Annotated in this window: 27 protein-coding genes; 13 read left to right on the top strand and 14 right to left on the bottom strand. The window is 65.3% G+C overall.

Annotation, left to right across the window (positions count from 1 at the left end):
• Positions 1-4: 4 nt before the first annotated feature.
• The 4 genes from GTK01_RS07395 (at position 5) to GTK01_RS07380 (ending at position 4,104) form a co-directional block, all read left to right on the top strand.
• Positions 5-559 carry a 2Fe-2S iron-sulfur cluster-binding protein gene (locus GTK01_RS07395; protein ID WP_371924290.1) on the top strand — a complete coding sequence of 185 codons (555 nt, stop codon included), beginning with the start codon at positions 5-7 and terminating at the stop codon, positions 557-559.
• Complete coding sequence (locus tag GTK01_RS07390; RefSeq protein WP_252925232.1) at positions 556-1,545, top strand: xanthine dehydrogenase family protein subunit M; 990 nt, start codon at positions 556-558, stop codon at positions 1,543-1,545. Before GTK01_RS07395 ends, GTK01_RS07390 begins: the two co-directional genes overlap by 4 nt.
• The gene (locus GTK01_RS07385; RefSeq protein ID WP_252925231.1) at positions 1,542-3,767 is read left to right on the top strand and encodes a xanthine dehydrogenase family protein molybdopterin-binding subunit; all 2,226 of its coding nucleotides are present in this window, start codon (positions 1,542-1,544) and stop codon (positions 3,765-3,767) included. The genes GTK01_RS07390 and GTK01_RS07385 overlap by 4 nt, the downstream gene beginning before the upstream one ends.
• 169 nt (positions 3,768-3,936) lie before the next feature.
• Positions 3,937-4,104, top strand: coding sequence for a hypothetical protein (locus GTK01_RS07380; protein WP_252925230.1), 168 nt, complete (start codon positions 3,937-3,939; stop codon positions 4,102-4,104).
• A 3-nt stretch (positions 4,105-4,107) separates the two neighbouring features.
• Here GTK01_RS07380 and GTK01_RS07375 read toward each other — a convergent pair whose 3' ends face one another.
• The 7 genes from GTK01_RS07375 to GTK01_RS07345 all read right to left on the bottom strand — a co-directional run bounded on the left by GTK01_RS07375 (position 4,108) and on the right by GTK01_RS07345 (position 10,140).
• Complete coding sequence (locus tag GTK01_RS07375) at positions 4,108-4,515, bottom strand: hypothetical protein (RefSeq protein WP_252925229.1); 408 nt, start codon at positions 4,513-4,515, stop codon at positions 4,108-4,110.
• A 74-nt stretch (positions 4,516-4,589) separates the two neighbouring features.
• Complete coding sequence (locus GTK01_RS07370) at positions 4,590-5,414, bottom strand: ferredoxin--NADP reductase (RefSeq protein WP_252925228.1); 825 nt, start codon at positions 5,412-5,414, stop codon at positions 4,590-4,592.
• 243 nt (positions 5,415-5,657) lie between these two features.
• Complete coding sequence (leuB, locus tag GTK01_RS07365) at positions 5,658-6,764, bottom strand: 3-isopropylmalate dehydrogenase (RefSeq protein ID WP_252925227.1); 1,107 nt, start codon at positions 6,762-6,764, stop codon at positions 5,658-5,660.
• A gap of 141 nt (positions 6,765-6,905) precedes the next feature.
• Complete coding sequence (locus tag GTK01_RS07360) at positions 6,906-7,955, bottom strand: class 1 fructose-bisphosphatase (protein ID WP_252925226.1); 1,050 nt, start codon at positions 7,953-7,955, stop codon at positions 6,906-6,908.
• A 94-nt stretch (positions 7,956-8,049) separates the two neighbouring features.
• On the bottom strand, positions 8,050-8,289 hold the full coding sequence (locus GTK01_RS07355; RefSeq protein ID WP_252925225.1) for a DUF2798 domain-containing protein: 240 nt from the start codon (positions 8,287-8,289) through the stop codon (positions 8,050-8,052).
• Positions 8,290-8,297: 8 nt separating this feature from the next.
• The gene (leuD, locus tag GTK01_RS07350; protein ID WP_252925224.1) at positions 8,298-8,903 is read right to left on the bottom strand and encodes a 3-isopropylmalate dehydratase small subunit; all 606 of its coding nucleotides are present in this window, start codon (positions 8,901-8,903) and stop codon (positions 8,298-8,300) included.
• Between the two features lie 70 nt (positions 8,904-8,973).
• Positions 8,974-10,140, bottom strand: a complete 1,167-nt coding sequence (locus tag GTK01_RS07345; protein ID WP_252925223.1) for an FAD-binding oxidoreductase — start codon at positions 10,138-10,140, stop codon at positions 8,974-8,976.
• Positions 10,141-10,229: 89 nt separating this feature from the next.
• On the opposite strand from GTK01_RS07345, the gene GTK01_RS07340 reads away from it, so the two are divergent.
• Positions 10,230-11,099, top strand: a complete 870-nt coding sequence (locus GTK01_RS07340; RefSeq protein WP_252925222.1) for a CoA ester lyase — start codon at positions 10,230-10,232, stop codon at positions 11,097-11,099.
• 41 nt (positions 11,100-11,140) lie between these two features.
• A complete protein-coding gene (locus GTK01_RS07335; protein WP_252925221.1) occupies positions 11,141-11,347 on the top strand; it encodes a DUF1737 domain-containing protein in 207 nt (68 codons plus the stop codon).
• A gap of 1 nt (position 11,348) precedes the next feature.
• Here the strand turns inward: GTK01_RS07335 and GTK01_RS07330 are convergent, their stop codons facing one another.
• The 6 genes from GTK01_RS07330 to GTK01_RS07305 form a co-directional block, all read right to left on the bottom strand.
• The gene (locus tag GTK01_RS07330) at positions 11,349-12,032 is read right to left on the bottom strand and encodes an SDR family NAD(P)-dependent oxidoreductase (RefSeq protein ID WP_252925220.1); all 684 of its coding nucleotides are present in this window, start codon (positions 12,030-12,032) and stop codon (positions 11,349-11,351) included.
• Positions 12,029-12,406: a DUF393 domain-containing protein gene (locus GTK01_RS07325; RefSeq protein ID WP_252925219.1), complete on the bottom strand. Its 378-nt coding sequence runs from the start codon at positions 12,404-12,406 to the stop codon at positions 12,029-12,031. Before GTK01_RS07325 ends, GTK01_RS07330 begins: the two co-directional genes overlap by 4 nt.
• Before the next feature lie 31 nt (positions 12,407-12,437).
• Positions 12,438-13,016, bottom strand: a complete 579-nt coding sequence (locus GTK01_RS07320) for a hypothetical protein (RefSeq protein WP_371924289.1) — start codon at positions 13,014-13,016, stop codon at positions 12,438-12,440.
• 415 nt (positions 13,017-13,431) lie between these two features.
• Entirely contained in the window at positions 13,432-14,646 is a 1,215-nt protein-coding gene (locus tag GTK01_RS07315; protein WP_252925217.1) for a YeeE/YedE family protein, read from the bottom strand.
• A 110-nt stretch (positions 14,647-14,756) separates the two neighbouring features.
• Positions 14,757-15,677: a sulfurtransferase gene (locus tag GTK01_RS07310; RefSeq protein WP_252925216.1), complete on the bottom strand. Its 921-nt coding sequence runs from the start codon at positions 15,675-15,677 to the stop codon at positions 14,757-14,759.
• Positions 15,678-15,831: 154 nt separating this feature from the next.
• Entirely contained in the window at positions 15,832-16,863 is a 1,032-nt protein-coding gene (locus GTK01_RS07305) for a LacI family DNA-binding transcriptional regulator (protein WP_256483707.1), read from the bottom strand.
• Between the two features lie 208 nt (positions 16,864-17,071).
• Between GTK01_RS07305 and GTK01_RS07300 the strand changes: the two genes are divergently transcribed.
• The 5 genes from GTK01_RS07300 to GTK01_RS07280 all read left to right on the top strand — a co-directional run bounded on the left by GTK01_RS07300 (position 17,072) and on the right by GTK01_RS07280 (position 22,858).
• Positions 17,072-18,127 (top strand): sugar phosphate isomerase/epimerase, encoded by a 1,056-nt coding sequence (locus GTK01_RS07300; RefSeq protein WP_252925214.1) that lies wholly within the window; start codon positions 17,072-17,074, stop codon positions 18,125-18,127.
• On the top strand, positions 18,127-19,296 hold the full coding sequence (locus GTK01_RS07295) for a Gfo/Idh/MocA family protein (protein ID WP_252925213.1): 1,170 nt from the start codon (positions 18,127-18,129) through the stop codon (positions 19,294-19,296). Before GTK01_RS07300 ends, GTK01_RS07295 begins: the two co-directional genes overlap by 1 nt.
• Positions 19,293-20,810 carry an ATP-binding cassette domain-containing protein gene (locus GTK01_RS07290; RefSeq protein ID WP_252925212.1) on the top strand — a complete coding sequence of 506 codons (1,518 nt, stop codon included), beginning with the start codon at positions 19,293-19,295 and terminating at the stop codon, positions 20,808-20,810. The genes GTK01_RS07295 and GTK01_RS07290 overlap by 4 nt, the downstream gene beginning before the upstream one ends.
• Positions 20,807-21,811 carry an ABC transporter permease gene (locus GTK01_RS07285; RefSeq protein ID WP_252925211.1) on the top strand — a complete coding sequence of 335 codons (1,005 nt, stop codon included), beginning with the start codon at positions 20,807-20,809 and terminating at the stop codon, positions 21,809-21,811. The genes GTK01_RS07290 and GTK01_RS07285 overlap by 4 nt, the downstream gene beginning before the upstream one ends.
• Positions 21,812-21,904: 93 nt before the next feature.
• Positions 21,905-22,858, top strand: a complete 954-nt coding sequence (locus tag GTK01_RS07280; protein ID WP_371924288.1) for an ABC transporter substrate-binding protein — start codon at positions 21,905-21,907, stop codon at positions 22,856-22,858.
• A 50-nt stretch (positions 22,859-22,908) separates the two neighbouring features.
• Here GTK01_RS07280 and GTK01_RS07275 read toward each other — a convergent pair whose 3' ends face one another.
• Entirely contained in the window at positions 22,909-23,394 is a 486-nt protein-coding gene (locus GTK01_RS07275; protein WP_252925210.1) for a DUF2306 domain-containing protein, read from the bottom strand.
• Between the two features lie 98 nt (positions 23,395-23,492).
• Here GTK01_RS07275 and GTK01_RS07270 point away from each other — a divergent pair, with 98 nt between their 5' ends.
• Both GTK01_RS07270 and GTK01_RS07265 read left to right on the top strand, forming a co-directional pair.
• Positions 23,493-24,257, top strand: a complete 765-nt coding sequence (locus GTK01_RS07270; RefSeq protein WP_252925209.1) for a LytTR family transcriptional regulator DNA-binding domain-containing protein — start codon at positions 23,493-23,495, stop codon at positions 24,255-24,257.
• 70 nt (positions 24,258-24,327) lie between these two features.
• Complete coding sequence (locus GTK01_RS07265; RefSeq protein ID WP_252925208.1) at positions 24,328-25,824, top strand: DASS family sodium-coupled anion symporter; 1,497 nt, start codon at positions 24,328-24,330, stop codon at positions 25,822-25,824.
• The last annotated feature ends 11 nt before the right edge of the window (positions 25,825-25,835 follow it).

Below are 25,835 nucleotides of genomic sequence, written 5' to 3'. Positions count from 1 at the left end.
CGCCATGCCTGTGCCACCCATCGCCGCGCCTCTTGCGCGGACTCACGAAAGGCAGCGGATGCACCCGTTAAGACTGACCGTCAACGGCAAGCCCCACGATCTGGAAATTGATCCTCGGGTGAGCCTTCTCGACCTCCTGCGCGAAAACCTGTCCATGACCGGCTCGAAGAAGGGCTGCGACCATGGCCAGTGCGGAGCCTGCACGGTCATCGTCAATGGCCGCCGGATCAATTCGTGTTTGTCCCTCGCGGTCACGCATGAGGGCGACGATGTCACGACGATCGAAGGAACGGCCGATGGAGAGGCGCTGTCGCCGCTTCAGGCGGCGTTCGTCAAGCATGACGCGTTCCAGTGCGGCTATTGCACGCCGGGGCAGATCTGCTCCGCGACCGCGCTTCTCGACGAATTGAAGCGCGGCGAGCCGTCGGTCGTGACGAAGGAGAAGGTCGAGCTGGTCGACGAGGAAATCCGCGAGCGCATGTCCGGCAATCTGTGCCGTTGCGGCGCGTACAACAACATCGTCGATGCCATTCTCGAAGTCGCGGAGGCGCGGACATGAGGCCGTTCAGCTATTCCCGCGTTGCCGACGACAAGGCGGCCGTCGCTGCCGCCGGTGCGCAGAACGCGAAGTTCCTGGGCGGCGGGACCAATCTCGTCGACCTGATGAAACACGAGATCGAACGGCCGGAGACTTTGGTCGACGTCTCGCGCCTGCCGCATGAGGAAATCGAGCAGACCGAGAGCGGTCTGCGCATCGGTGCGGCGGTGACCAACAGCGCGCTCGCAGCCGATGCGGTGGTGCGCGAGAAATACCCCCTGCTCTCGACGGCGCTTTTGTCGGGCGCGACGCAGCAGTTGCGCAACCGCGCGACGACGGGCGGGAATTTCCTCCAGCGCACGCGCTGCCAGTATTTCTACGATACCCAGCGCGCCTGCAACAAACGCGAGCCCGGCTCCGGCTGCGACGCGATCGGCGGATTGAACCGCTTCCACGCCATTTTGGGAGCAAGCGAGAACTGCATCGCCGTCCATCCATCCGACATGGCGGTCGCGATGGTCGCACTCGGCGCGGATGCCGAGACCGTGCTGCCGCAAGGAGGCGTGCGGACCATCCCGGCGGATGCGCTGCACCGACTCCCCGGCGACACCCCGCATATCGACCACCAACTCGCGCAGGGCGAGCTCATCACCCATGTCGTGCTGCACAAGGCGCCGCAGTATCAGATGTACCGAAAGGTGCGGGACCGTTCTTCCTATGCCTTCGCCGTCGTCTCGATTGGCATCGCGTTCGATCTGCTCGAAGGCCATTTCATGAAGATTCGCATCGCGTTTGGCGGCGTCGCCCACAAGCCGTGGCGGGCCGCTCGCGCCGAAGAAGTCCTCGAAGGCAAGGCGCCCTCGCGCGCCCTTTTCGAGGAAGCCGCCGACGCCGAACTCGCGGAGGCAAAGGGACAGGGCGACAACGACTTCAAGATTCCGCTGATGCGCCGGCTGATCGTCGCAAGCCTCACTGAAATGACATCCGCGCAGGAGAAGGCGGCATGAGCGAACACGAATTCAAGGGCATCATCGGCCAGCCGCTGGACCGGGTCGACGGACCGCTGAAAGTGTCCGGGCAGGCGACCTACGCCGCCGACTGGCGCGGAACGACGCCCCATCTCATCGGCTATATCGTTGAATCGCCCGTCGCGAAGGGGCGGATCACCTCGATCGACACAAAGGCGGCCGAATCCTGCGAGGGCGTAAGAGCCGTGGTCACGCATGAGAATGCGCCGAGCCAAATTCCATTTGGCGAGCGCGACAAGGGCGGGCGCTTTGCCCAGTCGCACGCGGTCATGCGCTCGAACGAGGTGCGCCATCTCGGCTATCCCGTGGCGCTGGTCGTTGCCGACACCCTGGAGCAGGCACGGCACGCAGCATTGCTGGTCAAGGTCGAGATCGATGCGCAGGACGGGATATTCAACCCCGAGACGCATGAAGACCAGGCCAAAGCGCCGGACGGCCTCGACGGCTCCGACGAGGTCGACACCGAGGACGGTGACTTCGAGGCCGAGTACGCGAGTGCCGGGCACAGGGTCGAGGGCGAGTTTCACACACCCAGCCAGCACGCGGCGGCGATGGAGCCCCACGCGACGGTGGCGGAGTGGGACGGCGACAAGCTGACCGTCCACATGTCGATCCAGATTCTCAGCGACGGGCGCAAGGCCTTCGCCAACACGTTCGACATCAAGCCGGAGGACGTGCACATCGTGGCGCCTTTCATTGGCGGTGGCTTCGGCTCGAAGCTCGGCGTGCACAACGAAGCAATCCTCGCCGCTCATGGCGCCAAGCTGACAGGCCAGCCCGTGCGAATCGCGCAGCACCGGCGCAACGTCTTCTCGAACGGCCCGCACAGGCCTCGTCATCGCCAGCGGCTGAAGCTCGGTGCGGACGAGAATGGCAAGATCCTCGCGATCCATCACGACGCCCTGTCGATCATGGCACGGGATTATCCCTTCGCCGAAGCAGCGGCTTCTCCGACGCGCGCCAGCTACGCAACGAAGGCGATGCGCACGCAACACCGCGTCGTGGAGGGCGACATTCCCAAGGCGGATTCGATGCGCGCGCCGGGCGAAGCGGTCGGTACACTCACCTTCGAGAGCATGATCGACGAGCTTGCGCATTCGTGCGGCGTCGATCCGGTCGAGTTCCGGGTACGCAACGAGCCGGAAATGGATCCGCATTCCGGCAAGCCCTTCTCGACGCGCAAGATGCGCCGCTGCCTGCAGGAAGGCGCGGAAAAGTTCGGCTGGCAGGGGCCGGTCTCGCGCCGTGAGGGCAACTGGCTGATCGGCCACGGCATGGCGGCTGCCATTCGCCCCAATCTGATGCAGCCCGCCGAGGCCGAGATCGAGCTTTCAACCGACGGTCATCTGACCGTGCGGCTCGACATGACCGATATCGGCACCGGCACCTACACCATCCTGACGCAGATCGCAGCCGAGACCATGGGCGTTGCGCCGGAGCATGTGACAGTGAAGCTTGGCGATACCGACTTTCCCGAGACCTGCGGCTCCGGGGGTTCATTCGGGGCAGGGTCGACGGGGACGGCCGTCGCAGATGCGGCAAAGTCGCTGAAGGACGACTTGCTGCAGCGCGCGGCCAAGGCCGATGGCGAGTGGAAGGGCGCGAACTCGAAGGACCTGCGCATCGAAGGAGCGAACATTGTCCTGGGGTCCCGCTCGCTGCCGATCTCAGAGCTGGGCGAGCGTTCCGGTGGCCTATCGGCAAAGGGCGCGGCGAAGCCTGGTAAGGAACACGACACGATGGCGCAGTACTCCTACGGCGCGCAGTTCGCCGAAGTTGCCGTCGATGCAGTGACTGGCGAAATCCGTCTGCGGCGGCTGACAGGCGTCTTCGATGCGGGCCGCATCCTCAACGAGAAGACCGCACGCTCGCAGCTCATGGGCGGAATGATCTTCGGTATCGGGGCGGCGCTGATGGAAGAAAGCCTGATGGACGAACGCTACGGCGCGTTCATGAACCGCGACCTTGCCGAGTACCACATTGCGGTCAACCGCGACGTGCCCCAGCTCGACATACACATGGTCGAGGGCTTCGACGAGAACTCCAACCCCCTCGGCTCGAAGGGGATCGGAGAGCTCGGAATCTGCGGCGCAGGGCCGGCGATCGCCAACGCCGTCTTTGCCGCAACCGGCCACCGCGTGCGCAAGTTTCCAATTCACATGGAACACCTGCTCGAGAGCCTGCCGCCGCTGGACGGGTGATGGCTCAGCCAGCCGAGACTGTTGCAAAGGCGCTCCATTCGGGGCGCCTTTCGCGCATGAACTTCTGACATTTGCGTGAAAAACCAGCAATCCGGCTTGATGGACGGATCATTCCGCCTATAGCTGAGTTTGAAGGCGACTAACATATGTTAAAAAGAGAGTGCCCGGCATGCTGGACACCCCGAAGAAGAATCAGCAGCAGGAAGCGATCGGTGAGTTTCGCTTCCTGATGAGCGACGTCGAGAAGGAGGCAGTTCCCGCTTCCCTCACCCTGCTTGCCGAGGAACTCGGCGACGCCGCCGCTTCCCGCACGAGAGGCGCGGTCGAAACAGCCTAGATATCAGGCCGGGTCGCCGAAGCGGCCGCGCGCCAGCCCGGCGGCGAGCGCCTGCTCTTCTCGCTCGTCGGGCAGGGCCTCGTCCGGCTCCTGATAGGAATTGTCATCGTCCTCCTCGAGCGATTCCAACGGCCGGCCTCCGTCAGCCATGTCGAGTGCATCAAGCGGGACTTCGTCGTTGCCATTCGCCGGCGTCAGCCCGTCCGGCAAACCCGTCGAGGCGCCGATCGCCTCGATGGCGGAGTTGAGGAGGCTGCGTGCTTCATCCAGGAGGCTGGCGCGACCGCCGTCGCCAGACGCTGGAAGCGAAAAGGAAATGCGGACTTCCGCCTCATCGTCGTCGCGCAACAGAACTTCAGCCGAACCGCCTTCATTGGCGGCGCGCGAGAGGCGGATATCGTCGATCTTCATGGTCGTTCTCCTTGGGATGCAAGGAAAACGTGCGGCCCGATCCGCGGTTCCGGCTGTTTCACGCCGGCTTCAGACTAGCCGACAAAGGCGCGCTCGACGACGAAATCGGCCGGCTTGTTGTTGGAGCCTTCCTCCAGCCCGTGCGCCTCGACCAGCGCCTTGACGTCTTTCAGCATCGCCATCGATCCGCAGATCATGACCCGATCGGTGGCGCGGTCGAAGGGCGCGCAGCCGACGATGCGGAAAATTTCGCCGTTCTCGATCAGCGTGGTGATGCGGCCCATCTGGGGCGAGGTCTCGCGCGTGGTGGTGGCCACATATTTGACCCGGCCGGCCGTCAGCTCACCGATCAGCGGGTCGCCTTCCAGCGAGGCGACCAGTTGGTCGCCATAGGCGAGGTCCGCCACGTCGCGGCAGGTGTTGGTGACGACGATCTCGTCGAACTTCTCATAGGTCTCGGGATCGCGCAGGAGGCTCGCCCAAGGCGCGAAGCCGGTTCCGGTCGCGACCATCCACAGGCGCTTTGCGGGCGTCAGCGCGTCGAGCACGAGCGTGCCGGTGGACTTCTGCTTCATCAGCACCGTGTCGCCCGGCTGGATTTTCTGCAGATGCTGGGTCAGCGGGCCGTCGGCGACCTTGATCGAATAGAACTCGACCTCCTCGTCCCAGGCGGGGCTGGCGATCGAATAGGCGCGGAAGACCGGGCGTTCGGCATTCGGCAGTCCGATCATGACGAATTCGCCCGAGCGGAAGCGGAACGAGGCCGGCCGCGTGATGCGAAACGAGAACAGGCTGTCGGTATGGTGCGTCACCGAGACGACGCGCTCGGCATAGGTGTTTGCGGGGATGGGGTATTGCGCCGCGTCGTCGCTCGTCACGGCAATGGCTGCAGGCTGCATGATGATCCTTGAAACTGGTTCGGTTTGCGCATGTCGTCACCCGAAGCCGGTTACAGCTCTCCTGCTGCATGAACTCGCGCTTCAGCAGTTCCGCGGGCGGACGCGCTCGGTTGCCGCTGAAATAGCATTCCGGCCAATCAGGGGTCAATCGGCCGGAAGGGATCGCTTTGGCGCGGATTGCGCCATGCGCGAGGCATTTGTTGCGCCGAACGGGCGTGGCTTGGAATCCGGCCCAAGCCGGGCTCAGGCGGCCCGGAACCTGGCCACGATGGCGTCGCCCATCTGCGCGGTCGAGACGGTCTTCATCCCTTCCGATGCGATGTCCTTCGTGCGGATGCCTTCGTCGAGGACGGCCGAGATGGCGGCCTCGAGCCGGTCGGCCTCGGCGATCATCTCGAAGGAATAGCGCAGGCACATCGCGAAGGACGCGATCATGGCGATCGGATTGGCGATGCCCTGGCCCGCGATGTCGGGCGCCGAGCCGTGGACGGGCTCGTAGAGCGCCTTGCGCTTGCCGGTCTTGGCATCGGGCGCGCCGAGCGAGGCGGAGGGCAGCATGCCGAGCGAGCCGGTCAGCATGGCGGCGACGTCCGACAGCATGTCGCCGAAAAGGTTGTCGGTGACGATGACGTCGAACTGCTTGGGCCAGCGCACGAGCTGCATCCCGCCTGCGTCGGCCAGCATGTGGGTGAGCTTGACGTCGGAATACTTCGCCTTGTGGGTGGCGGTGACGACCTCGTTCCACAACACGCCCGACTTCATGACGTTGCGCTTTTCCATCGAGCAGACTTCGTTGCGGCGCGTGCGCGCCAGCTCGAAGGCGACGCCCGAGATGCGCTCGATCTCGAACGTGTCGTAGACCTGCGTGTCGATGGCGCGCTTCTGGCCGTTGCCGAGATCCGTGATCGTCTTCGGTTCGCCAAAATAGACGCCACCGGTCAATTCGCGGATGATGAGGATGTCGAGGCCTTCGACGACTTCCGGCTTCAGCGAGGAGGACTGCGCCAGCGCGGGGTAGCAGATGGCCGGGCGCAGGTTTGCGAAGAGCTGCATGTCCTTGCGCAGGCGCAGGAGGCCCGCTTCGGGGCGCACCTCATAGGGAACGCCGTCCCACTTCGGCCCGCCGACGGCGCCGAACAGCACGGCGTCCGCCGCCATCGCCTTTGCCATGTCGGCCTCGGAGATGGACTGGCCGTGCGTGTCGTAGGCGCCGCCGCCGACAAGGCCCTCCTCGATCTCGAAGCCGGCATTCATCTCCTCGTTCATGACTGCGATCAGCTTGCGGACCTCGGCCATGGCCTCGGGGCCGATGCCGTCGCCGGGGAGAAGAAGAAGCTTGCGCGATGCCATGAAGGGTCTCCGAACTTTGCGGGTCGCACGGATGACCATGCGACAGGTTTTCGTCGATGACGCTGATATTGCGCCAGAGCTGGCCCGTCCAGCCTTTCCGTCAGCTACGCGCTGGTCCAGGGCCTGTTTACGGTCCTGGGATCAGGCCCGCGGCGCGGCCGGAGCGGGCGTGGGAACCTCGTCCGCCTCGCGGTGGTAGGCAACGACACGCTCGACCTCGTCGGGATCGCCGAGCACGACGCCGACGCGCTGGTGGAGGGACGTCGCCTCGACGTCCATGATCCGGGTGCGGCCGTTGGATGCGGCGCCGCCCGCCTGCTCGATCAGGAAGGACATCGGGTTCGCCTCGTACATCAGGCGCAGCTTGCCCGGCGTCTCGGGCTTGCGGGCGTCCCAGGGATACATGAAGATGCCGCCGCGCTTCAAAATGCGGTGGACGTCGGCCACCATGGAGGCGGTCCAGCGCATGTTGAAGTTCTTGGCCCGCGGGCCCTCCTTGCCGGCAAGGCACTCGTCGACATAGCGCCGGACGGGCGGAGCCCAGTGGCGGTAGTTCGACATGTTGATCGCGAATTCGGCATAGCCCTTCGGAAGCTTGATGTCGGCCTGCGTCATGCGCCAGGAGCCCATGTCGCGGTCGAGGGCGAATTCGTAGACGCCGGTGCCGACAGTCAGGACCAGAAGCGTCTGCGGGCCGTAGATGGCGTAGCCGGCTGCGACCTGCGTCGCGCCCTTCTGCAGGAAGTCGTTCTCGTCGATCTCGCGCCCTTCCGCTCCGGCAGGGGCCTTGAGAACGGAAAAGATGGTCCCGACCGAGATGTCGACGTCGATGTTGGACGAGCCGTCGATCGGATCGAAGAGCAGGAGATACTCGCCGCGCGGAAAGCGGTTCGGAATCGCATAGATCGATTCCATCTCCTCCGAGGCCATGGCGGCCAGATGTCCGCCCCACTCGTTCGCCTCCAGCAGGATTTCGTTGGCGATGACGTCGAGCTTCTTCTGGACCTCGCCCTGCACGTTCTCGCTGCCGAGATCGCCAAGCATGCCGCCGAGCGCGCCCTTGTTTACCGAATGGCTGATCGCCTTGCAGGCGCGTGCGACGATTTCGATCAAAAGACGAAGCTGCGCGGGGAGCGCCTGCTGCTGGCGCTGCTGTTCCACGAGAAAGCGGGTCAGTGTCTGGTTCGTCACGCGTGCGATCCTCGAATTAGAGAGCTTTCGCGATGGTTTAGCCGTTTTTCGTGACGGAACAAGGAAATCCGCCTCGGCGACGACTTTTCGCGGTTCAGGCGGGACGGACGATGACCCGCAGGATGCGGCGCACGAATGGCGCGACGACGAGGACGGCGGGGAAGGCGACGGCCCAGGAGGACATCCAGGCCCGGAACCAGAGGCCCGCAAGTCCCGGCGCATCGGCGCCAACGGCGAGAACCGTCGAAATGCCGGTGATGATGAAGGTCATGAAGAAGGTGAGGAACAGGCCGAACGCGATCTGTTCCAGCCGCTTGGGAACGAAAGGGGTCATGCGCGCGATCAGGCCCAGGGACGACTCTCGGCGTAGCTCTTCTCGAAGCCTTCGATCGAAGGCGCCTTTTCCATGGTCAGGCCGATGTCGTCGAGGCCGTTCAGGAGGCAGTGGCGCTTGAAAGCGTCGAGGTCGAACTTGATCATGCCGCCGTCGGGACCGCGAATCTCGCACGCTTCGAGGTCGATCGTCAGCGTGGCGTTGGCGCCGCGCGAGGCGTCGTCCATCAGCTTGTCGAGGTCTTCCGGGCTGACCGTGATCGGCAGGATGCCGTTCTTGAAGCAGTTGTTGTAGAAGATGTCGGCGAATGAGGTGGAGATCACGCAGCGAATGCCAAAGTCCAGCAGCGCCCACGGGGCATGCTCACGAGACGAGCCGCAACCGAAATTGTCACCCGCAACGAGAATTTGCGCGTTGCGATAGGCCGGCTTGTTGAGGACGAAATCCGGGTTCTCCGAGCCGTCCTCGTTGAAGCGCATTTCGGCGAAAAGGCCCTTGGACAGGCCGGTGCGCTTGATCGTCTTCAGATAGTCCTTCGGAATGATCATGTCGGTGTCGACATTGACGATGGGCAGGGGCGCGGCGACGCCCGTCAGTTTGGTGAACTTTTCCATCTTCCGAAGTCCGTATTCGTTGCGATTGTTGCGCTTCCTTACACAATGGAAACAGGCAACGCAAAGATTCTCAGATCACGTTCAACTCGCGGAAGGGACGATTTTCCGCGATCCGTCCATAGCCGAAGGCGGTGCAGTCGACCGTGCGGTATTCACCGTGGACGATCCATTCGGCGAGCGCCTTGCCGACCGCTGGCGCCTGCTGCAGGCCATGGCCGGAAAAGCCGTTGGCGAAAAGGAAATTCTCGACCCCGGGACGCGGGCCGATGACGGCGTTCTGGTCGAGGGTGTTGTAGTCGTAGTGACCCGCCCAGGCGCGGCCGGGCTTCAACGCCTCGAAGGCTGGGATTCGGGCGGCGAGAACCGGCCAGATCACGTCCTCGAAAAGCGGCCAGTCGGGCTCGAAATCGGCGGGATCGGCCGCGCCGTCCGTCGCGGCGTCTTCGGCCCCGCCAGTGATGTAGACCGAGCCTTCCGGCCGGACATAGACGCCGGAGGGGTCGACCAGAAGCGGCATGTCATCGAAGCGATCCGCAGCCTCGAAGACGAAGACCGAGCGCTTGCGCGGCTCGACCGGGAGCGCGAGGCCGGCAAGCGCCGCGACATGCCCGGCATTCGGGCCGGCGGCATTGATGACCAGGCCCGCCTGAAGGGTCGTGCCATCGGCTAGCGTGACGCCATCGATCCGCTCCCCGGCTCGGTCTATGGCAGTGACTTCGCCGCGGACGAGGTCGATGTCGCGGGATTTCAGTGCGGTGCGTAGCAGGGAGAGCAGCGCGTGGGCGTCGAACCAGCCCTCGCCGCTGCGGCCATAAGCGCCGGCCGTGATGCCGTCCGCCGAAAGCCATGCGAAGCGGGCCTTGAGATCGGAAGCTGAAAGGAGCGCGATGTCGGCGCCCTCCGCCATCTGCACCTGATGATTGGCGGCAAGGATGTCGCCGCCTTCCGCGCTGGCGAGAATGAGATAGCCCTTCTCGCGAAATCCGATATCGGCCGACGCGCCGAACCGGGCCTGAAGCTCGCGGAAGAACTGAAGGGTGAAACGCGACAGTCGGATGTTTTCAGGGATCGAGAATTGCTGGCGGATCGAAGCGCAGGAGAGTGTCGTCGCGGCCCTGGCAAAACTCGGGTCGCGCTCGATCACCGCGATCGTCCCGCGATATCCTTCCTCGCGCAGGAACCAGGCGATGGAGGCGCCGACGATCGCGCCTCCGATGATGACGATGTCGCGGTGCATGAATGGATTCCCGTTTGGGGGAAAGGAATCAGGTTCGGGCGGTGTGGGCAAGCCCTTGCAGCCGCCGCCCTGCCGGGCCACAAAGCGACATGACCATGCGACCCCTCCGCCCGCGCCGCTCGGTGCTTTACGTGCCTGCCACCAATGCCAAGGCGCTCGCCAAGATCGCGACGCTTTCCTGCGATGCGGTGGTGATCGACCTCGAGGACGCGGTCGCACCTTCGCAGAAGGTCGAGGCGCGGGAGGCGGCCTGCCGGTTCATCGCCGCGCGCGGTGCCGGGATGAAGGAGACGGTGCTGCGCATCAATGCGCTTTCGACCGAGTGGGGCCGGGACGATCTGCGCGCCGCGCGTGAGGCTTCGCCCGACGCGGTGCTGCTGCCCAAGGTGGACGGGCCGCGCGACGTGCTCGATGCCGACCGGCTGCTCGACCGGGGCGATACGGAATGCTGGCTGTGGGCGATGATCGAAACGCCGCGCGCCATGCTCAACCTCGGCGCCATCGCCGAACTCGGGCGGGACAATGCGGCGCGGCTCGCCTGCCTCGTCGCCGGCACCAACGACCTCGTCAAGGATACCGGCGTCCTGGCAACGCCGGACCGGCGCTACCTCGTGCCGTGGCTGATGCAGATGGTGCTCGCCGCGCGTGCCGGCGGGCTCGACGTTCTGGACGGCGTTTCAAACGATTTCCGCAATCTGGATGCCTTCGCCGCGGAATGCCGCGAGGGCGCGAATATGGGCTTCGACGGCAAGACGCTGATCCACCCCGCCCAGATCGACCCGGCGAATGCGGCGTTCTCGCCGGGCGAGGACGCGGTTTTCGAAGCCGAAGCCATCCGCGCGGCCTTCGCCTTGCCGGAAAACCGCGACGCGGGCGTCATTTCGCTCGGCGGGAAGATGGTCGAGCGGCTTCATCTTGAACAGGCCGAGCGACTGCTCGCCAAGGCTGAAGCGAAATGAGCCCGGTTCGGCGCATTTCGCTCCAAAAATAGGAAAGTACGATGCGGCTTTATCGATTGTTGACCGGGCCCGACGATTCGAGCTTCTGCCACAAGGTGTCCAACGCGCTCGCCAAGGGCTGGCACCTCTACGGTTCGCCGACCTATGCCTATGATGCGCAAGCCAAGGCGATGCGCTGCGGTCAGGCGGTGGTCAAGGACGTGCCGGGCGTCGAATACGACCCTTCCATGAAGCTTGGCGAGCAGTAGCTCAAAACGGAAGTGGCGTGCCGTGGCGGTCGAAAAAGCCGCCGCTGTCGCCCGGCGTGATCCTGTCGAGACCTTCGATCAACTCGGCGGCGGCGCGCGCAGGCGTCAGCACTTCAAGGCCGGATTTCTGGAACGGCTGCGACAGCCGGGTCGCGACCGTGCCTGGATGAATGGCGACGCAGATCGCCTGCGGATGCGTGCGCCGAAGCTCGATGGACGCGGTGCGGACGAGCTGGTTGAGAGCGGCTTTCGACGCACGGTAGCTGTACCAGCCGCCAAGACGATTGTCCGCGGCGCTTCCGACCTTCGCCGAAAGCGTGGCGAAGGCGGATCGCCGGTCACGGGGGAAAAGCGGCAGGAAATGCTTCATCAAGAGCGCGGGTCCGATGGCGTTGATCGCGAAGGACCGCGTCATGACGGCCGGGTCGAGGGCGCGCAGCGCCTTCTCAGGCTGCATCCGGACATCGGACAGGATGCCGGTCGCATCGATCACGAGACCGGGCGTTCCCGCCGCCGCGACAGACTTTGCCGCTGTGGCGATGGTCGATTCGTCGAGCAGGTCGAGGGCAGGATCGGAGGAACGCGACAGGCCGATCACATGGCGATAGCGGCCGGATGCCTCCAGGTGGCTGACGATCGCCGCTCCGATGCCGCCGCTTGCCCCGATGACGAGCGCCAAGCTCATCGCCTGCCGCGATCTGCGTGGCGCGCGAGCGACTGCAGGCGGGGCCTGATTTTCAGGAAACCGAGGTAAGCCCACTCCAGCGCCGACAGCACGATGCGGTTGCGGGCAGCGAGCCCCAAGGGTCGCAGGATCGGAATCTGCCGCCACAGCGCGGCCAATGCGGCGGCGCCCGAGAGAATCGGTCCGTTCTCGCGCACGTGAAAGCGGGCGAGCAATTCCTGGCGATCGAGCGGGCAGGAACCCGCATTCATCAGATCGACGAACGCAATGTTTCCGGCCTTGTCGAGCTTACGCAAAGCTGCAATTTCGCGCCGGCACAGCGGGCAGCCGGAATCGTACCAGGCGGTGATCGAGGGAGTTTGCTTGTGCGTCATTTCCCAGTTACGCGCGCAGGGCGCGATCCGATCACCGCAGGTCCAGTTCCGACGTCACTTCGAGCGCGCGGTCCTCTCGCGCGGCGATGCCGGACGGGGGCGTGTGGGCAGCCAGCATGCGGTCGCGTTCGGCGATCAGCTTGGCGATCTCGTCTTCATAAGCGGCGAAGACGGCAGTCAGCCACCGGTTTACCAGATAGGAAGGGCGCGGCATCTGCATGTCGAAGCGGCGGGCGAGCGGGATCGTCCGGTCCGCGTCGAGCCAGTCGTCGCCGACGACCCACTGGTTGACGGTGAAGATGCGCAGGAGTTTTCCGAAGGGGTCGACGCCTATGGCCGCCAGGTGATGGATGGGACCATCGACACCATCCGGGCGCAGGAAGCAGTGGAAATGACCGTGCTCGGACGCGCCCTCTTCCGCGGGGTGGCAGTGATAGAACCACTGCGCTCCCGACACTGGATCGAAGACGTCACCCGGGGGGTAGTGATCCCAGACCGTTACGCCGGATGTTTCGCGGAAGGTCTCCGTCAGGACATTCTGCCCGCCCTTGGCGAGAAGCGCCTCGCAGAAGGCGATTTCTTCCAGCGCTCGGGCCTTGGCGTCGGTCACGATCATTCCACCACGAGGTCGGGCGCTTCCGCGTTCGGGTCCGGCAGCGGTGCCGGCGGAGGCGGCGGGGGCGCGAGCTGCGGGACTTCTGCCGGTGGTGCGGCAGGGGGTGGGGGCGGCGCGCGCAGGGCTTGTGGCGCGGCCGCTGCGCAAGGGGTGGCGGCGGCGCCCGGCGCTTGCGCAGGCGGCGGCGGAGGCGCGGCGAGGGGCGCACCGGCAGCGCATGGGGCTGCCGCGGCACAGGGCGCTGCAGCCGCGCATGGTGCGGCGGCGGCGCAAGGGGCCGCGCCCGATTGCGTCTGGCCCACGACGGGTGCCGCCGCCCGCTGCACCGGATGATTGACATGGTCGACGGCGATTGCCGCCGTGGCGACCGCGAGGGCTGCGCCGAAAAGGGCGGTGTTGCGTGCTGCGGTCATTTTTTTGCGAACCCGTCGAGGCCGAAGAAGGGGCGGGCCCAGATGCCGACCCACGAGCCGGCGAAAGCGGCGGCGAACCAGAGCCAACCATGGAGGCTGCCTGAGGCGATGCCAGAGAACAGTGCGCCGATGTTGCAGCCAAAGGAGAGCCGCGCGCCATAGCCCATCAGGATGCCGCCAATGGCGGCCGCCAGCAGGGACAGGAAGGGCACGGCGGCCTTCGGCGCGAACTTGCCGGCAAGACTGGCGGCAAGGCCGGCACCGAGGATGATGCCGAAATTCATCACCGACACGGTGTCGGCGAGGACGGAAGACGACAGGGCTCGCTGCGGTCCCGGCCAGTTCCAGAACGCCCATGTTTCGACCGGAATGCCAGCGACCTGGGCGGCCTTTGCGCCCCAAAGGCCGAAGCCGAACGTGACGGACCAGGGATGGCCGGCCAGAAGCAGCGTGGCGACGTTCAGCAGCGCGAGCAGCACGCCGGCGCCGACGAGCGGCCAGGGGCCGGACAAGATCCATGTCCAGCCGGGACGGGCAGGCGCGGGCTCGGCTTCCAGGTCGCCATGGACGCGGCGCTCGATCAGCGCGGTGACGAGCGCGACGAGGCCGAGCGCGGCGAGGGTTGCCAGGATTGCCGAGCCGATGCCGATCTCGTTGCCGAGGCTGACGGCTGGCATGGAAGGCAAAGCAAGCCACCAGGGCAGATGCGCGGTGCCGACGACCGCGCCGACGATGAAGAAGGCAAGTGTGACGAGCATGCGCGAGGAGCCGCCGCCGACGGTGAAGAGGGTGCCGGAGCCGCAGCCCCCGCCAAGCTGCATGCCGAGGCCGAAGATCGCGGCGCCGACGAGGACGGAGACGCCGACCGGCGCTGCCGCCGGTGCGAGCGCCTGTCCGCCGAGGCTGCCGGCGGCCAGGAGCGGGATCATCGCCACCGCCGCCACGGCGATCATCAGCATCTGCGCGCGCATTCCGCGGCCGCGCTTTTCGACGACCATGCGCCGCCAGCCGCCCGTAAATCCAAACGAGGCGTGGTAAAGCGTGGCGCCGAGAAGGCCGCCGAGGACGAAGAGCGAGCCCTGACGCAGGTCGACCAGCCAGGCGATCAGCACAAAGCCGGCGACGAGCGCTGTTGCCGCGACGAGCATCGGCGCGCGGTCGGGGATGGCGGGCGGCAAGTAGTTCGGACGGGGAAATGCAGCGTCGGTCATGATGTCCGGTTCGTCTCGGTCAAAAAGCGAATGCCCGGCGGGGCCGGACATTCGCGCTGGCTTGGGAGGTTAGCTTCGTTTTCCGGCGGCGTCGCCGGGAAATGCTCGGCTCAGGTGCCCGACTTGTTCTCGACCGGACGGCTTTCATCGACCGTCCATTCGGCCATCGAGCCGTCATACATGGCGGTCTGCTTGTTGCCGAGCACTTCGGACAGGCCGAACCAGGCGATCGACGCCCAGTGGCCGGTGTTGCAGAACGCGATATTCTCTTCGTTCTTGGCCAGGCCAACGGCGGTGGACAGCGCCTCGACCGTCTCCGGCTTGGCGAAAGTCGCGTATTCGGCACTGTAGAGCTTGGAATGCTCGATGTTCACCGCGCCGGGGATCGTGCCTTCGGTACGCACGACCGGGCTCTTCGACTTGCCTTCGTACTGTTCGGCCGGACGGCCATCGACGAGGGTGACGCCGGCGTCGAGCGCGGCCTGGACTTCCTCGGTCGTGGCGAGGATGTCGTCATTGATCTGGGCGGTGAACTCTGCCGCTTCCGGCGTCGCGGCTTCGGCGACGCGCGGCAGGCCGGCGGCATCATACTGGCGCCAGCCGCCATCGAGAATCGAGACGGCATCGTGGCCGAGATGCTTGAAGGTCCAGTAGACGCGGGTCGCGCCGCCGAATTCGGACGAATCCGTGCCCCAAGGCACGATCACGACGTGGTCGTCATTGTCGATGCCGAGCGATCCGATGAGCGCGGTGATCTGCTCGAGCGGCGGAAGCTGGCCGGGAACGCCGTTCTGCTCGGTGCGCCAGCCGGCGGACGCATAGGGTGCGACGACGGCGTTCTCGATATAGGGGGTCTCGCCGAGGTCGGTGCCTTCGATCTCGTCGCGGATGTCGAGCACGACGACGTTTTCGTCACCGGCGTTCGTCTTCAGCCATTCGGCGGTGACGAGCGGCGTCACCTCGGTGGCTTGTGCGAAAGCAGGCGCAGCGGCGCCGAGTGCAAGGGTCATGGCCAAAGCTGCGATGCGCATTGCCGTCTCTCCTCAGAAGGTGGGAATTCTCCCGGTTAATATAAGTGGGATGCTGGTCCGCAGAGCGGTATTCGGCGTTCAATTTGCGGGCAGGAAGAAGAATTTCAATCCGGTTGTGCGGTCGAAACAGAAAAATCTTTCTCGCCAATCGGAATCAGCGTGGTGGAGCCGAGCTTTCGCGGGCGACGAGCTGGACGGGGAGCACCTCCGACGCGTCCGTCGCGCTCTCGCGCTCGCGGCCCTGCGCAATGAGCGCCAGCAGCTTGCGCGCCGCCGTCTCACCGATCAGCACGCGGGGCTGGGCGACCGTGGTCAAGGAGGGCACGAAATGGGCGGCAATCTCGATATCGTCGAAGCCGACCACCGAGACCTCGTCGGGAACGCGCACGCCCTTGTGGTGCAGTTCGCCGATGAAGCCGCAGGCCATCGCGTCCGAGGCGCAGAAGACAGCCGTCGGGCGGTCGTCCAGCGCCAGCCAGGCACGGGCGGCAGCGGCGCCCGAGGCGAGCGAGAAATCGCCGTCCAGGAACCAGTCATCGCGGATGGGAAGGCCGAGTTCGGCAAGTGCCGCACGCGCGCCTCTTGCCCGCGTGATGGTGAGAATGTTGTCGGACGGGCCCATCAGGTGGCCGATGCGGACGTGGCCGAGATCGGCGAGGTGGCGGATCGCGAGCCTTGCGCCCGCCTCGTTGTCGATCGTCACGGTCGGTCGCGGGTCGGCGTCGAGCCACTCGCAGGCAAAGACGATCGGCGGGTGATAGTTGGGCGTGTCGCCGGCCGACAGGACGTCTTCGGGCAGGTTGGCGTCGAGCACGATCAGCCCGTCGGCGCGGTTGTTGTGGAGATAGTCGAGAATGCGGTGTTCGGCATTCGGCCCCTTGCGCGTGTCGGCGATCAGGACATTGTGGCCCGAGGTCGCCATGGCGAAGGTGATGCCGGACAGAATCTGGGAAAAGAAGGGGTTGGCAAGGTTCGGCACGAGAACGACGATGCCGCCCGCCTGCCGGCGGCGCAGGTTGCGCGCGGCGTGGTTGACCCGGTATCCGGTCTCCTCGATCGCTTTCAGCACGAGGACGCGCGTGTTGGCCGAAACGCGGTCGGGCGCGGATAGCACACGGCTGACGGTTGCAGTCGAAACCCCCGCAGCCAACGCCACGTCACCGATTCTTGGAAATCTTGTCGTCATCTTCGTCCCTGCCTGCCGGGCTCCTAGCGCGTGGCGGAGCGTCGTCACCACGCGATCATTATTTCGAAGCCCGCAAAAATTCGGCTTGTCAGCCATTAGGTTCTGTGTTTGCATCACTTGCAATCGATTACATCGCTGCAATGCAACAGTTTTGCGCTGCAAATGCGAAAATCGGCAGACGGGCGTGGAGGCGTCCGGGAGGAGAGGCATGAAGACGATCAAGGGCCCCGCGCTCTTTCTGGCGCAATTCGCGAGCGACGAGGCGCCATTCAATTCCTGGGATTCCATCACCAAATGGGCGGCCGATATCGGCTATGCCGGCGTACAGGTTCCAAGCTGGGACGGGCGTCTGATCGATCTCGACAAGGCCGCATCCTCCGAGGATTATTGCGACGAATTTGCCGGCACGGCGCGCCAGAATGGCGTCGAGGTGACCGAACTTTCAACCCATCTCCAGGGTCAACTCGTCGCTGTCCATCCGGCCTATGACGAAGGATTCGACGGCTTCACGGTTCCTGCCATGCGGGGGAACCCCAAGGCCCGGCAGGAATGGGCCGTCGACCAGGTCAAGAAGGCGCTGACCGCGTCGAAGCATCTGGGCATCGGCGCGATGGCGTCCTTTTCGGGCGCGCTCGCCTGGCCTTATCTTTATCCTTGGCCGCAGCGGCCCGCCGGGCTGATCGAGACCGCCTTCGACGAACTCGCGCGACGCTGGAAGCCGATCCTCGACCATGCCGACGAATGCGGCGTGGATATCTGCTACGAGATCCATCCGGGCGAGGATCTGTTCGATGGGGTGACGTTCGAGATGTTCCTGGAGCGCGTCGGTAATCATGCCCGCGCGAACATGCTCTACGATCCGTCGCACTACGTTTTGCAATGCCTCGATTATCTCGACAATATCGACATCTATGCCGACCGCATCCGCATGTTCCACGTCAAGGATGCGGAGTTCAATCCGACCGGGCGGCAGGGCGTCTATTCGGGTTACCAGCCCTGGGTTCAGCGGGCGGGCCGCTTCCGCTCGCTCGGCGACGGGCAGGTCGATTTCGGCGCGGTGTTCTCGAAGCTGACGGCCAACGATTTCGACGGCTGGGCGGTCGTCGAATGGGAATGCTGCCTGAAGCATCCCGAGGACGGCGCGCGCGAAGGCGCGGAATTCGTGAAAAGCCACATCATCCGGGTGACGGAAAAGGCGTTCGATGATTTCGCCGACGGCGGCACCGACGAGGCCGCGAACCGCCGCATGCTGGGGCTGGGCTGATGGCGATCACGGGAAGCTCCGAGGCGCGCCAAGGTCCGATCCGTCTCGGCATGGTGGGCGGCGGCAAGGACGCCTTCATCGGCGCGGTCCATCGGATCGCCGCGCGCATCGACGGCGAGTTCCAGCTTGTCGCCGGCGCGCTCTCATCGACGCCGCAGCGGGCGCTGGAATCCGGCCGTGCGCTGGGTCTCGACGACAAGCGCATCTATGGCTCGTTTCGCGACATGGCTTCACGCGAAGCGCGGCGCAAGGACGGCATCGAGGCCGTCGCCATCGTCACGCCCAACCACATGCATTTCCCCATCGCGCGCGAGTTCTTGAAGCGCGGCATCCATGTGATCTGCGACAAGCCGCTGACCTCGACGCTGGCCGATGCGAAGAAGCTCGCCAAACTTGCCGGCGAGAGCGATGCGGTCTTCGTGCTGACGCACAATTATACCGGCTATCCGATGGTGCGGCAGGCACGCGAGATGATCGCCAATGGCGATCTGGGCGCGATCCGCATCGTGCAAGCCGAATATGCGCAGGACTGGCTGACGGAAGCGGCCGAAGCAGCAGGCTCCAAGCAGGCGGCCTGGCGCACCGACCCCGCCCAGTCGGGGGCAGGCGGTTCGATCGGCGACATCGGCACCCATGCCTATAATCTCCTGTCCTTCGTGACGGGACTGAAGACGGAAGAACTCGCAGCCGAGTTGCACCGTTTCGTGCCGGGGCGGCGCGTCGACGACAATGCGCATATCATGCTGCGCTTTGCCGGCGGCGCGCGCGGCATGCTGTGGTCGAGCCAGGTTGCGCCGGGTTGCGAGAATGGGCTGAAGCTTCGCGTCTTCGGCGAGAAGGGCGGCATCGAGTGGTGCCAGGAGGAGCCGAACAAGCTCTGGTACACGCCGTTCGGCGAGCCGAAGCGCCTCATTACCCGCAACGGTGCGGGCGCAGGAGCTGCCGCGGCGCGCGTCAGCCGCATTCCGCCCGGCCATCCGGAAGGCTATCTTGAGGGCTTCGCCAACATCTATGCCGAGGCCGCCCGCGCGATCCGCGCCAGGCAGGTCGGCAAGGCGCTGCCGGCGGAGGTCGTCTATCCGACCGTCGAGGATGGCGTCGAGGGACTGAAATTCATCGACGCCTGTGTTCGTTCGTCGGCAAAGAACGGGGGCTTCGTCAAGCTGTGAGCGCGCCCGGCCTCCATCGTCCGGCCGTCCTTGAAGCGCGTGACGTTTCACGGTCGTTCGGGCCGATCGAGGTGCTGTACGAGGTGGGGCTCGCGCTCCATGCCGGCGAGGTCCATGCACTGATCGGCGAGAACGGCGCCGGCAAGTCGACGATGATGAAGATCCTGTCCGGCTATCTGGCGCCGACCAAGGGCGAACTGCTGCTCGACGGCAAGCCGGTCGCCTTCTCGTCGAGCGAAGACGCGGAAGACCAGGGAATCATCCTCATCCACCAGGAGTTCAACCTCGCCGAGCAATTGAGCGTCGAGGAGAACATCTTTCTCGGTCGGGAACTGAAGCGCGGCTTCTTTCTCGACAAGAAGGCGATGCGGGCAGAGGCGTCAAGGCTTCTGTCGGAGCTGGAGACGCGGGTGACTCCCAACGCCCGCGTCTCCGTCATCTCCGTCTCCGACAAGCAGATGGTGGAGATCGCCAAGGCGCTGTCGCGCAAGGCGCGCGTCCTGATCATGGACGAGCCGACGGCGGTGCTCACCAATCGGGAGGCGGCGGTGCTGTTCCGCCAGATTGACCGCCTGAAGGCGGCAGGAACGGCCATTCTATACACCTCGCACAAGCTGGACGAAGTGGCGAAGATCGCCGACCGGATCACGGTCTTTCGCGACGGGGCGCGCGTCGCGGTCGCGGGTGCGGGCGAGATGAGCGAGGACCAGATGGCGCAGGCCATGGTCGGCCGCGAACTTTCAAACCTTTTCCCGCCGAAGGCGATTTCGCCAAGTGGCGATGTCGTGCTTTCGGTGACGAACTTCTCGGTCGAGAACATCGTCAGCGGTGTCTCGTTCGACCTGAAACGCGGCGAAATACTCGGCTTTGCCGGGCTCGTCGGCGCGGGGCGGACGGAGCTGATGGAGGGGCTGATCGGCGTGCGCGCGGCCAGAGGCGACGTCGCGGTCGGTGGCAAGCCGGTCGTCATCGGTTCGGTCAAGGACGCGCGGGGGGCAGGCATCGCCTACCTCACGGAGGACCGCAAAGGCCGCGGCCTCGTTCTGACGCAGGGCATGCGCGAGAACCTGACGCTGCTCGCGCTCGACCGGTTCGGCCATTACACGATCGACGCAAAAGCCGAGGATGCGGCACTGACAAAGGCGATAGCCGAGTTCGACGTGCGCGCGCCCTCGCGCGATATCCGCGTCGGCAACCTGTCGGGCGGCAACCAGCAGAAGCTTCTCCTGGCGAAGACCATGCTCGCCGAACCGGACATCGTCATCATCGACGAGCCGACGCGCGGCATCGACATCGGCACCAAGCAGCAGATCTACGACTTCATCCAGAAGCTCGCCGCCTCGGGCAAGAGCGTGATCGTCGTCTCCTCGGAGATGGCCGAGATCATCGGTCTCGCCCACCGGGTTGTGGTGATGCGCTCGGGCCGGATCACCGGCGTACTTTCCGGCGAGGACATCAACGAGGACCAGATCGTGCGCCACGCGATTGGTCTTGAAGGCAGGGCCGCAGCATGACCAGCGAAACCGCAGCCGCCACACCCGCCCGTTCGGGCTTGCGCATCGACTTCCACGTCTGGGGGCCGGTGATCGCACTTCTCGCGCTGATCGCGCTGGGCGCTTTCCTAAATCCGAATTTCCTCTCCTACGGCAACGTCACCAACGTCCTGGCGCGGTCCGCCTTCATCGGCATCATCGCGGTCGGCATGACCTTCGTCATCACCTCGGGCGGCCTCGATCTCTCGGTCGGGTCGATGGCGGCGTTCATCGCAGGCGTCATGATCCTGGTCATGAATGCGTTGGTGCCATCTCTGGGCGTCGGCTGGGGCGTGATCCTGATCGGCATGGCGGCGGCGCTCGTCGTGGGGCTGATCGCCGGGCTCGTCAACGGCCTTCTCATCACGCAGGCGCGGATCGAAGCCTTCATCGTCACGCTCGGCACGATGGGCATCTTCCGCTCGCTGATCACATGGCTTGCCGATGGCGGCACGCTGTCGCTCGACTATGGCGTGCGCGAGGTCTACCGGCCGGTCTATTACGACGGCATTCTCGGCGTCGCCTGGCCGATCATCGTCTTTGCCGCCGTGGCGGTCGTCGGCGAGATCATCATGCGCAAGACGCCGTTCGGCCGGCACTGTGCGGCGATCGGCTCCAACGAGCAGGTGGCGCGCTATTCGGCCGTTCATGTCGACCGCGTCCGGCTGATGGCCTATGTGCTGCTCGGCATTCTCGTCGGCATCGCGACCATCATGTATGTGCCGCGCCTCGGCTCGGCGTCCAGCTCGACGGGCGTCCTTTGGGAACTGGAAGCCATCGCCGCCGTCATCATCGGCGGCACGGTGCTCAAGGGCGGGTTCGGCCGCGTCTGGGGCACGGTCGTCGGCGTGCTCATCCTCAGCCTGATCGGCAACATCCTCAATCTCGCGAACTTGGTCAGCCCCTATCTCAACGGGGCGATCCAGGGCGTCATCATCATTTTGGCCGTCGTCCTGCAGCGCCAGCGCAAGCCGGAACGGTGACGGCCAAATCCGCTCCAACTGCAGCGCCAGCGCAAGCCGGAACGGTGACGGCCAAATCCGCTCCAACGAGAGCTTAACCAAGGGAGAGAGACCATGAAACTGAAAGCATTGGCCGGCGCGCTGACGCTCGGCGTCGCATTCGCCACACCGCTCTACGCGCAGGATGCCGAGACGGCCGTGATCGGCGTCTCCATCCCCGCGGCGACCCATGGCTGGGCCGGCGGCATGAACTTCCACGCGCAGGCGACCATCGATTCGCTCGAAGAGCGGTACGAAAATCTCGACTTCGTCCTGTCGACCGCGTCCGATCCGGGCCAGCAGGTCTCGGACATCGAGGACATGATGGCGACGCGCAATATCGACGCGCTCGTCGTCCTGCCGTTTGAATCCGAGCCGCTGACGGGCCCCGTCGCGCGGGTCAAGGAAGCGGGCAAGTGGGTGACGGTCGTCGACCGCGGGCTCAGCCAGGAGAACATCGAGGACCTCTACGTCGCCGGCGACAATCCGGGCTTCGGCCGCGTGGCGGGCGAGTTCTTCAAGGAAAGGCTCCCCGAGGGTGGCAACATCATCGTGCTGCGCGGCATCCCGACTACGATCGACAATGAGCGCGTCGAGGCCTTCGAGGCCGCCATCGAGGGCTCGGGGATCGAGATCGTCGGCATGGAACACGGCAACTGGAACCGCGACGACGCGTTCGAGGTCACGCAGGATCTTCTGTCGCGCAATTCGGACGTGGTGGCCGTCTGGGCTTCCGACGACGACATGGCCGTCGGCGCCATCGAGGCGATCAACCAGGCCGGCCGCGAAGGCGAGATGTGGGTGCTCGGCGGCGCCGGCATGAAGGAGATGATCGAACGTGTGCGCGATGGCGACGAGATGGTCCCGGCCGACGTCACCTATCCGCCGGCGATGATCGGCACGGCAATCGAACTCACCGCGCTGAACTTCGTCAGCAAGGCGCCGGTTTCGGGCACCTTCATCATCGGCTCGGTCCTGATCACGCAGGACAATGCCGAGCAGTACTACTATCCCGACTCGCCCTTCTGATCCCTTGCGGCGGATCTGATGGAGGGGCGGTCCTTGCGGGCCGCCCTTCTTCACGTTTGCGGCCGGCGCAAAGGCCAAAGGGTCCAAAGTGCGTAGAGGCCGATCAGGCCCGCAAGCGCTGCCGGCAGGGAGCCGGGCATATCGGCCAGCATGACGTCATGCATCAGCCGGCCGGGCAGGAAGGTAAAGCCGCCAGCGACGATCAGACCACCAAAGAACGTTCCCTGCATCGTGCGGCGGTGGGCGGTGATGCGCCCGCGGCGGGCAAGCCGCACGCCGTCGAACAGAAACCAGAGCGTCGCGACCGAGACGAGGTGGATCGGGCTCCATGGTCCGACAAGGCGCAGTTCGTGAATGAAGAAGGACGACAGCGCGACGATGACCATCAGCGCGACCCAGATGCGCCCGCCCAGTCTGTGAAGCCGGTCGCCCTTGCGGCGGAAGAGCACGACGGAGCCCAGTACGAGCGCGCCGATCGCTGCCGCGACATGCATCTGGATGGCGAAATCCGCCTGGGCGAGCGGTGCGAAATTCACGGCGGCGTCTCCTGTCGTCACGGGTATCGAACGGCTTGACCTTTGGGGCGGCGACGGCTTTTGCTCAATGCCGACTTCGTCAACGACCGGATTGCTTCGTGTCCAGCAACGACCTGCATTTCACGATGCGCGAATTGCAGCGCCATCTGCGCTCGCCGCTTCTGTGGGCGGCGCTGGCCGGCGTCTCGGTCGTGCTTGGGCTGGCGGGACCGTTCGGCACGTATCCGGCGCTGCCCGTATTGCCGCGTCTGGCCTATTGGGGCGCGGTCGTGGTCGCGACCTATGTGATCTGCATTGCCGTCGTTGCCGGGCTCGAACAGGTCCGCCATCCGCGCGGGTCGATCGTCATCTACGCGCTTTACGGCGCTGCCGGGGGGCTGCCCATCGCGCTCTTTGTCCGTTTGTTCAACGAACTGGTATTCGACGGACCGGCAATCGGCTTCCTGTCGCTTTTCGTCTATGCGGCGGCCATTGCGGCAGTCGCTTCGGCGCTGATCGCGACCTTCACGCGCTCGTACGCATCACGATCGCCATCTCCTGACACGGCGCGAAGGCCGACCCTTCTGGATCGGCTGCCGCTGGAGATACGCGGCAGGATTACGCGCCTTTCGGTGCAGGACCACTATGTCGAGGTCAGCACCGACAAGGGACGGCATATGCTCCTGATGCGTCTTTCCGACGCCATCGCAGAGACGGAGGGAATGGAGGGCATGCAGGTGCATCGCTCTCATTGGGTGGCCAATGGTGCGGTCGTGCGCAGCGCGCGGCGCGACGGGCGCGTCTATCTCCAGCTGGCGGATGGAAGCGAAGTTCCCGTCAGTCGCAGCTACCTGAAACCGGTTCGCGAAGCGGGTCTGGCATGACACCTGGGGTTGATCGCGCGTCCAACGTGTTGAATAGGGACGCAACGCAACCTTACGGAGACATCGGAGCGTGAGCGAAGCTGCGACCGAAAACGAACGCTTTCCCCTGAAGCCCGTCCCGATCATTGCGGGGCTTCTCCTCTTCTTGCTCCTCCTGTTCCTTCCCGCGCCCGAAGGCCTTTCGGTCGAGGGGTGGCGCGTGGTCGCGGTAGCGAGCCTGATGATCGTGTGGTGGATCACCGAGGCGATCCCCGTGCCGGCGACCGCGCTTGCGCCGATCGCGCTCTTCCCCATCACCGGGGCGGCATCCGGCTCGGAGGCGACGTCGCCCTATGGCGACCCGATCATCTTCCTGTTCATGGGCGGCTTCATCCTGGCGCTTGCCATGGAGCGCTGGAACCTGCACCGGCGCATCGCGCTCAACATCGTGGCGCGAACTGGCACGCAGCAAGGCCGCATCGTCGCCGGCTTCATGCTCGCCACCGCTTTCGTTTCGATGTGGGTGTCGAATACGGCAACCGTCGTGATGATGCTGCCGGTCGCGCTATCGGTCGTCGGGCTGCTGGCGGACGACGCCGATGGCGCGAAGTCGAAATTTCCGCTCGCGCTTTTGCTCGGCGTCGCCTACGCGGCCTCGATCGGCGGCGTCGCCACGCTGATCGGAACGCCCCCCAACGCGCTTCTGGCCGGCGCGCTCAACCAGACCTATGGCTACGATATCGGCTTCGGCCGCTGGATGATCATCGGCGTGCCCGTGGCGATCGTGATGCTGTTCGCGGCCTGGCTGTTCCTGACCAAGCTGACGATCCGGCTGGACAAGGGCGAGGTCGAGGGCGCGGCGGGCCTGTTCCGGGCGGAGATCGGCAAGCTCGGCGTCTGGTCGGCACCGGAAATCCGCGTCGCGATCGTTTTCGTCGTCACGGCTTTCGCCTGGGTGTTCCGCACGCTCCTCGACGACTACATCCCCGGTCTCAACGACACGTCGATCGCGATCCTGGCGGCGCTGGTGCTGTTCGTGCTTCCGGCGGGCGACGGCAAGGGCGGCGCGCTGATCGCATGGAAACAGGCGCTGCGCCTGCCCTGGGGCGTGCTGGTGCTTTTCGGCGGGGGCCTCAGCCTTGCGGCCGCGGTCGTCTCGACGGGGCTTGATCAATGGATCGGCGATCAGGTCGGCACGATCGCCGGCGTCCTGCCGCTTCTCGGGATCGTGGTCCTGGTCTCGGTCGTCATCCTGCTCCTTACCGAATTCACCTCGAACACGGCCACGGCGGCCACATTCCTGCCGCTGGTGGCCGCGCTGGCGATTTCGCTCGGCGAAAACCCGCTGATGCTGGCGGTTCCAGCCGCGCTCGCCGCGTCGATGGCGTTCATGCTGCCGGTGGCGACGCCGCCGAACGCGCTCGTCTTCGGCTCGGGCCACGTCACGATCCCGCAGATGGCGACGCAGGGCATTTGGCTGAACCTCGCCGCCGTCGTCGTCATCTCGACGCTCGGCTATGCGGTGCTGACGAGCTTCTTCGGCGTCGAAGTCGGATCGATCCCGGACTGGGCCGCGCGAACGCAATAGGCAAGAGAAAG

The sequence above is a fragment of the Aliihoeflea sp. 40Bstr573 genome (genome assembly GCF_024105655.1).
Classification (GTDB): domain Bacteria; phylum Pseudomonadota; class Alphaproteobacteria; order Rhizobiales; family Rhizobiaceae; genus Aliihoeflea.
This window is presented reverse-complemented; position numbering and strand designations above follow the sequence as displayed.

Bases quoted from the DNA above. Each gene is read 5' to 3' on its own strand.
- GTK01_RS07395 (WP_371924290.1), top strand. From the start codon at position 5: ATGCCTGTGCCACCCATCGCCGCGCCTCTTGCGCGGACTCACGAAAGG.
- GTK01_RS07390 (WP_252925232.1), top strand. From the start codon at position 556: ATGAGGCCGTTCAGCTATTCCCGCGTTGCCGACGACAAGGCGGCCGTC.
- GTK01_RS07385 (WP_252925231.1), top strand. From the start codon at position 1,542: ATGAGCGAACACGAATTCAAGGGCATCATCGGCCAGCCGCTGGACCGG.
- GTK01_RS07380 (WP_252925230.1), top strand. From the start codon at position 3,937: ATGCTGGACACCCCGAAGAAGAATCAGCAGCAGGAAGCGATCGGTGAG.
- GTK01_RS07375 (WP_252925229.1), bottom strand. From the start codon at position 4,515: ATGAAGATCGACGATATCCGCCTCTCGCGCGCCGCCAATGAAGGCGGT.
- GTK01_RS07370 (WP_252925228.1), bottom strand. From the start codon at position 5,414: ATGCAGCCTGCAGCCATTGCCGTGACGAGCGACGACGCGGCGCAATAC.
- leuB (WP_252925227.1), bottom strand. From the start codon at position 6,764: ATGGCATCGCGCAAGCTTCTTCTTCTCCCCGGCGACGGCATCGGCCCC.
- GTK01_RS07355 (WP_252925225.1), bottom strand. From the start codon at position 8,289: ATGACCCCTTTCGTTCCCAAGCGGCTGGAACAGATCGCGTTCGGCCTG.
- leuD (WP_252925224.1), bottom strand. From the start codon at position 8,903: ATGGAAAAGTTCACCAAACTGACGGGCGTCGCCGCGCCCCTGCCCATC.
- GTK01_RS07345 (WP_252925223.1), bottom strand. From the start codon at position 10,140: ATGCACCGCGACATCGTCATCATCGGAGGCGCGATCGTCGGCGCCTCC.
- GTK01_RS07340 (WP_252925222.1), top strand. From the start codon at position 10,230: ATGACCATGCGACCCCTCCGCCCGCGCCGCTCGGTGCTTTACGTGCCT.
- GTK01_RS07335 (WP_252925221.1), top strand. From the start codon at position 11,141: ATGCGGCTTTATCGATTGTTGACCGGGCCCGACGATTCGAGCTTCTGC.
- GTK01_RS07330 (WP_252925220.1), bottom strand. From the start codon at position 12,032: ATGAGCTTGGCGCTCGTCATCGGGGCAAGCGGCGGCATCGGAGCGGCG.
- GTK01_RS07325 (WP_252925219.1), bottom strand. From the start codon at position 12,406: ATGACGCACAAGCAAACTCCCTCGATCACCGCCTGGTACGATTCCGGC.
- GTK01_RS07315 (WP_252925217.1), bottom strand. From the start codon at position 14,646: ATGACCGACGCTGCATTTCCCCGTCCGAACTACTTGCCGCCCGCCATC.
- GTK01_RS07310 (WP_252925216.1), bottom strand. From the start codon at position 15,677: ATGCGCATCGCAGCTTTGGCCATGACCCTTGCACTCGGCGCCGCTGCG.
- GTK01_RS07305 (WP_256483707.1), bottom strand. From the start codon at position 16,863: ATGACGACAAGATTTCCAAGAATCGGTGACGTGGCGTTGGCTGCGGGG.
- GTK01_RS07300 (WP_252925214.1), top strand. From the start codon at position 17,072: ATGAAGACGATCAAGGGCCCCGCGCTCTTTCTGGCGCAATTCGCGAGC.
- GTK01_RS07295 (WP_252925213.1), top strand. From the start codon at position 18,127: ATGGCGATCACGGGAAGCTCCGAGGCGCGCCAAGGTCCGATCCGTCTC.
- GTK01_RS07285 (WP_252925211.1), top strand. From the start codon at position 20,807: ATGACCAGCGAAACCGCAGCCGCCACACCCGCCCGTTCGGGCTTGCGC.
- GTK01_RS07280 (WP_371924288.1), top strand. From the start codon at position 21,905: ATGAAACTGAAAGCATTGGCCGGCGCGCTGACGCTCGGCGTCGCATTC.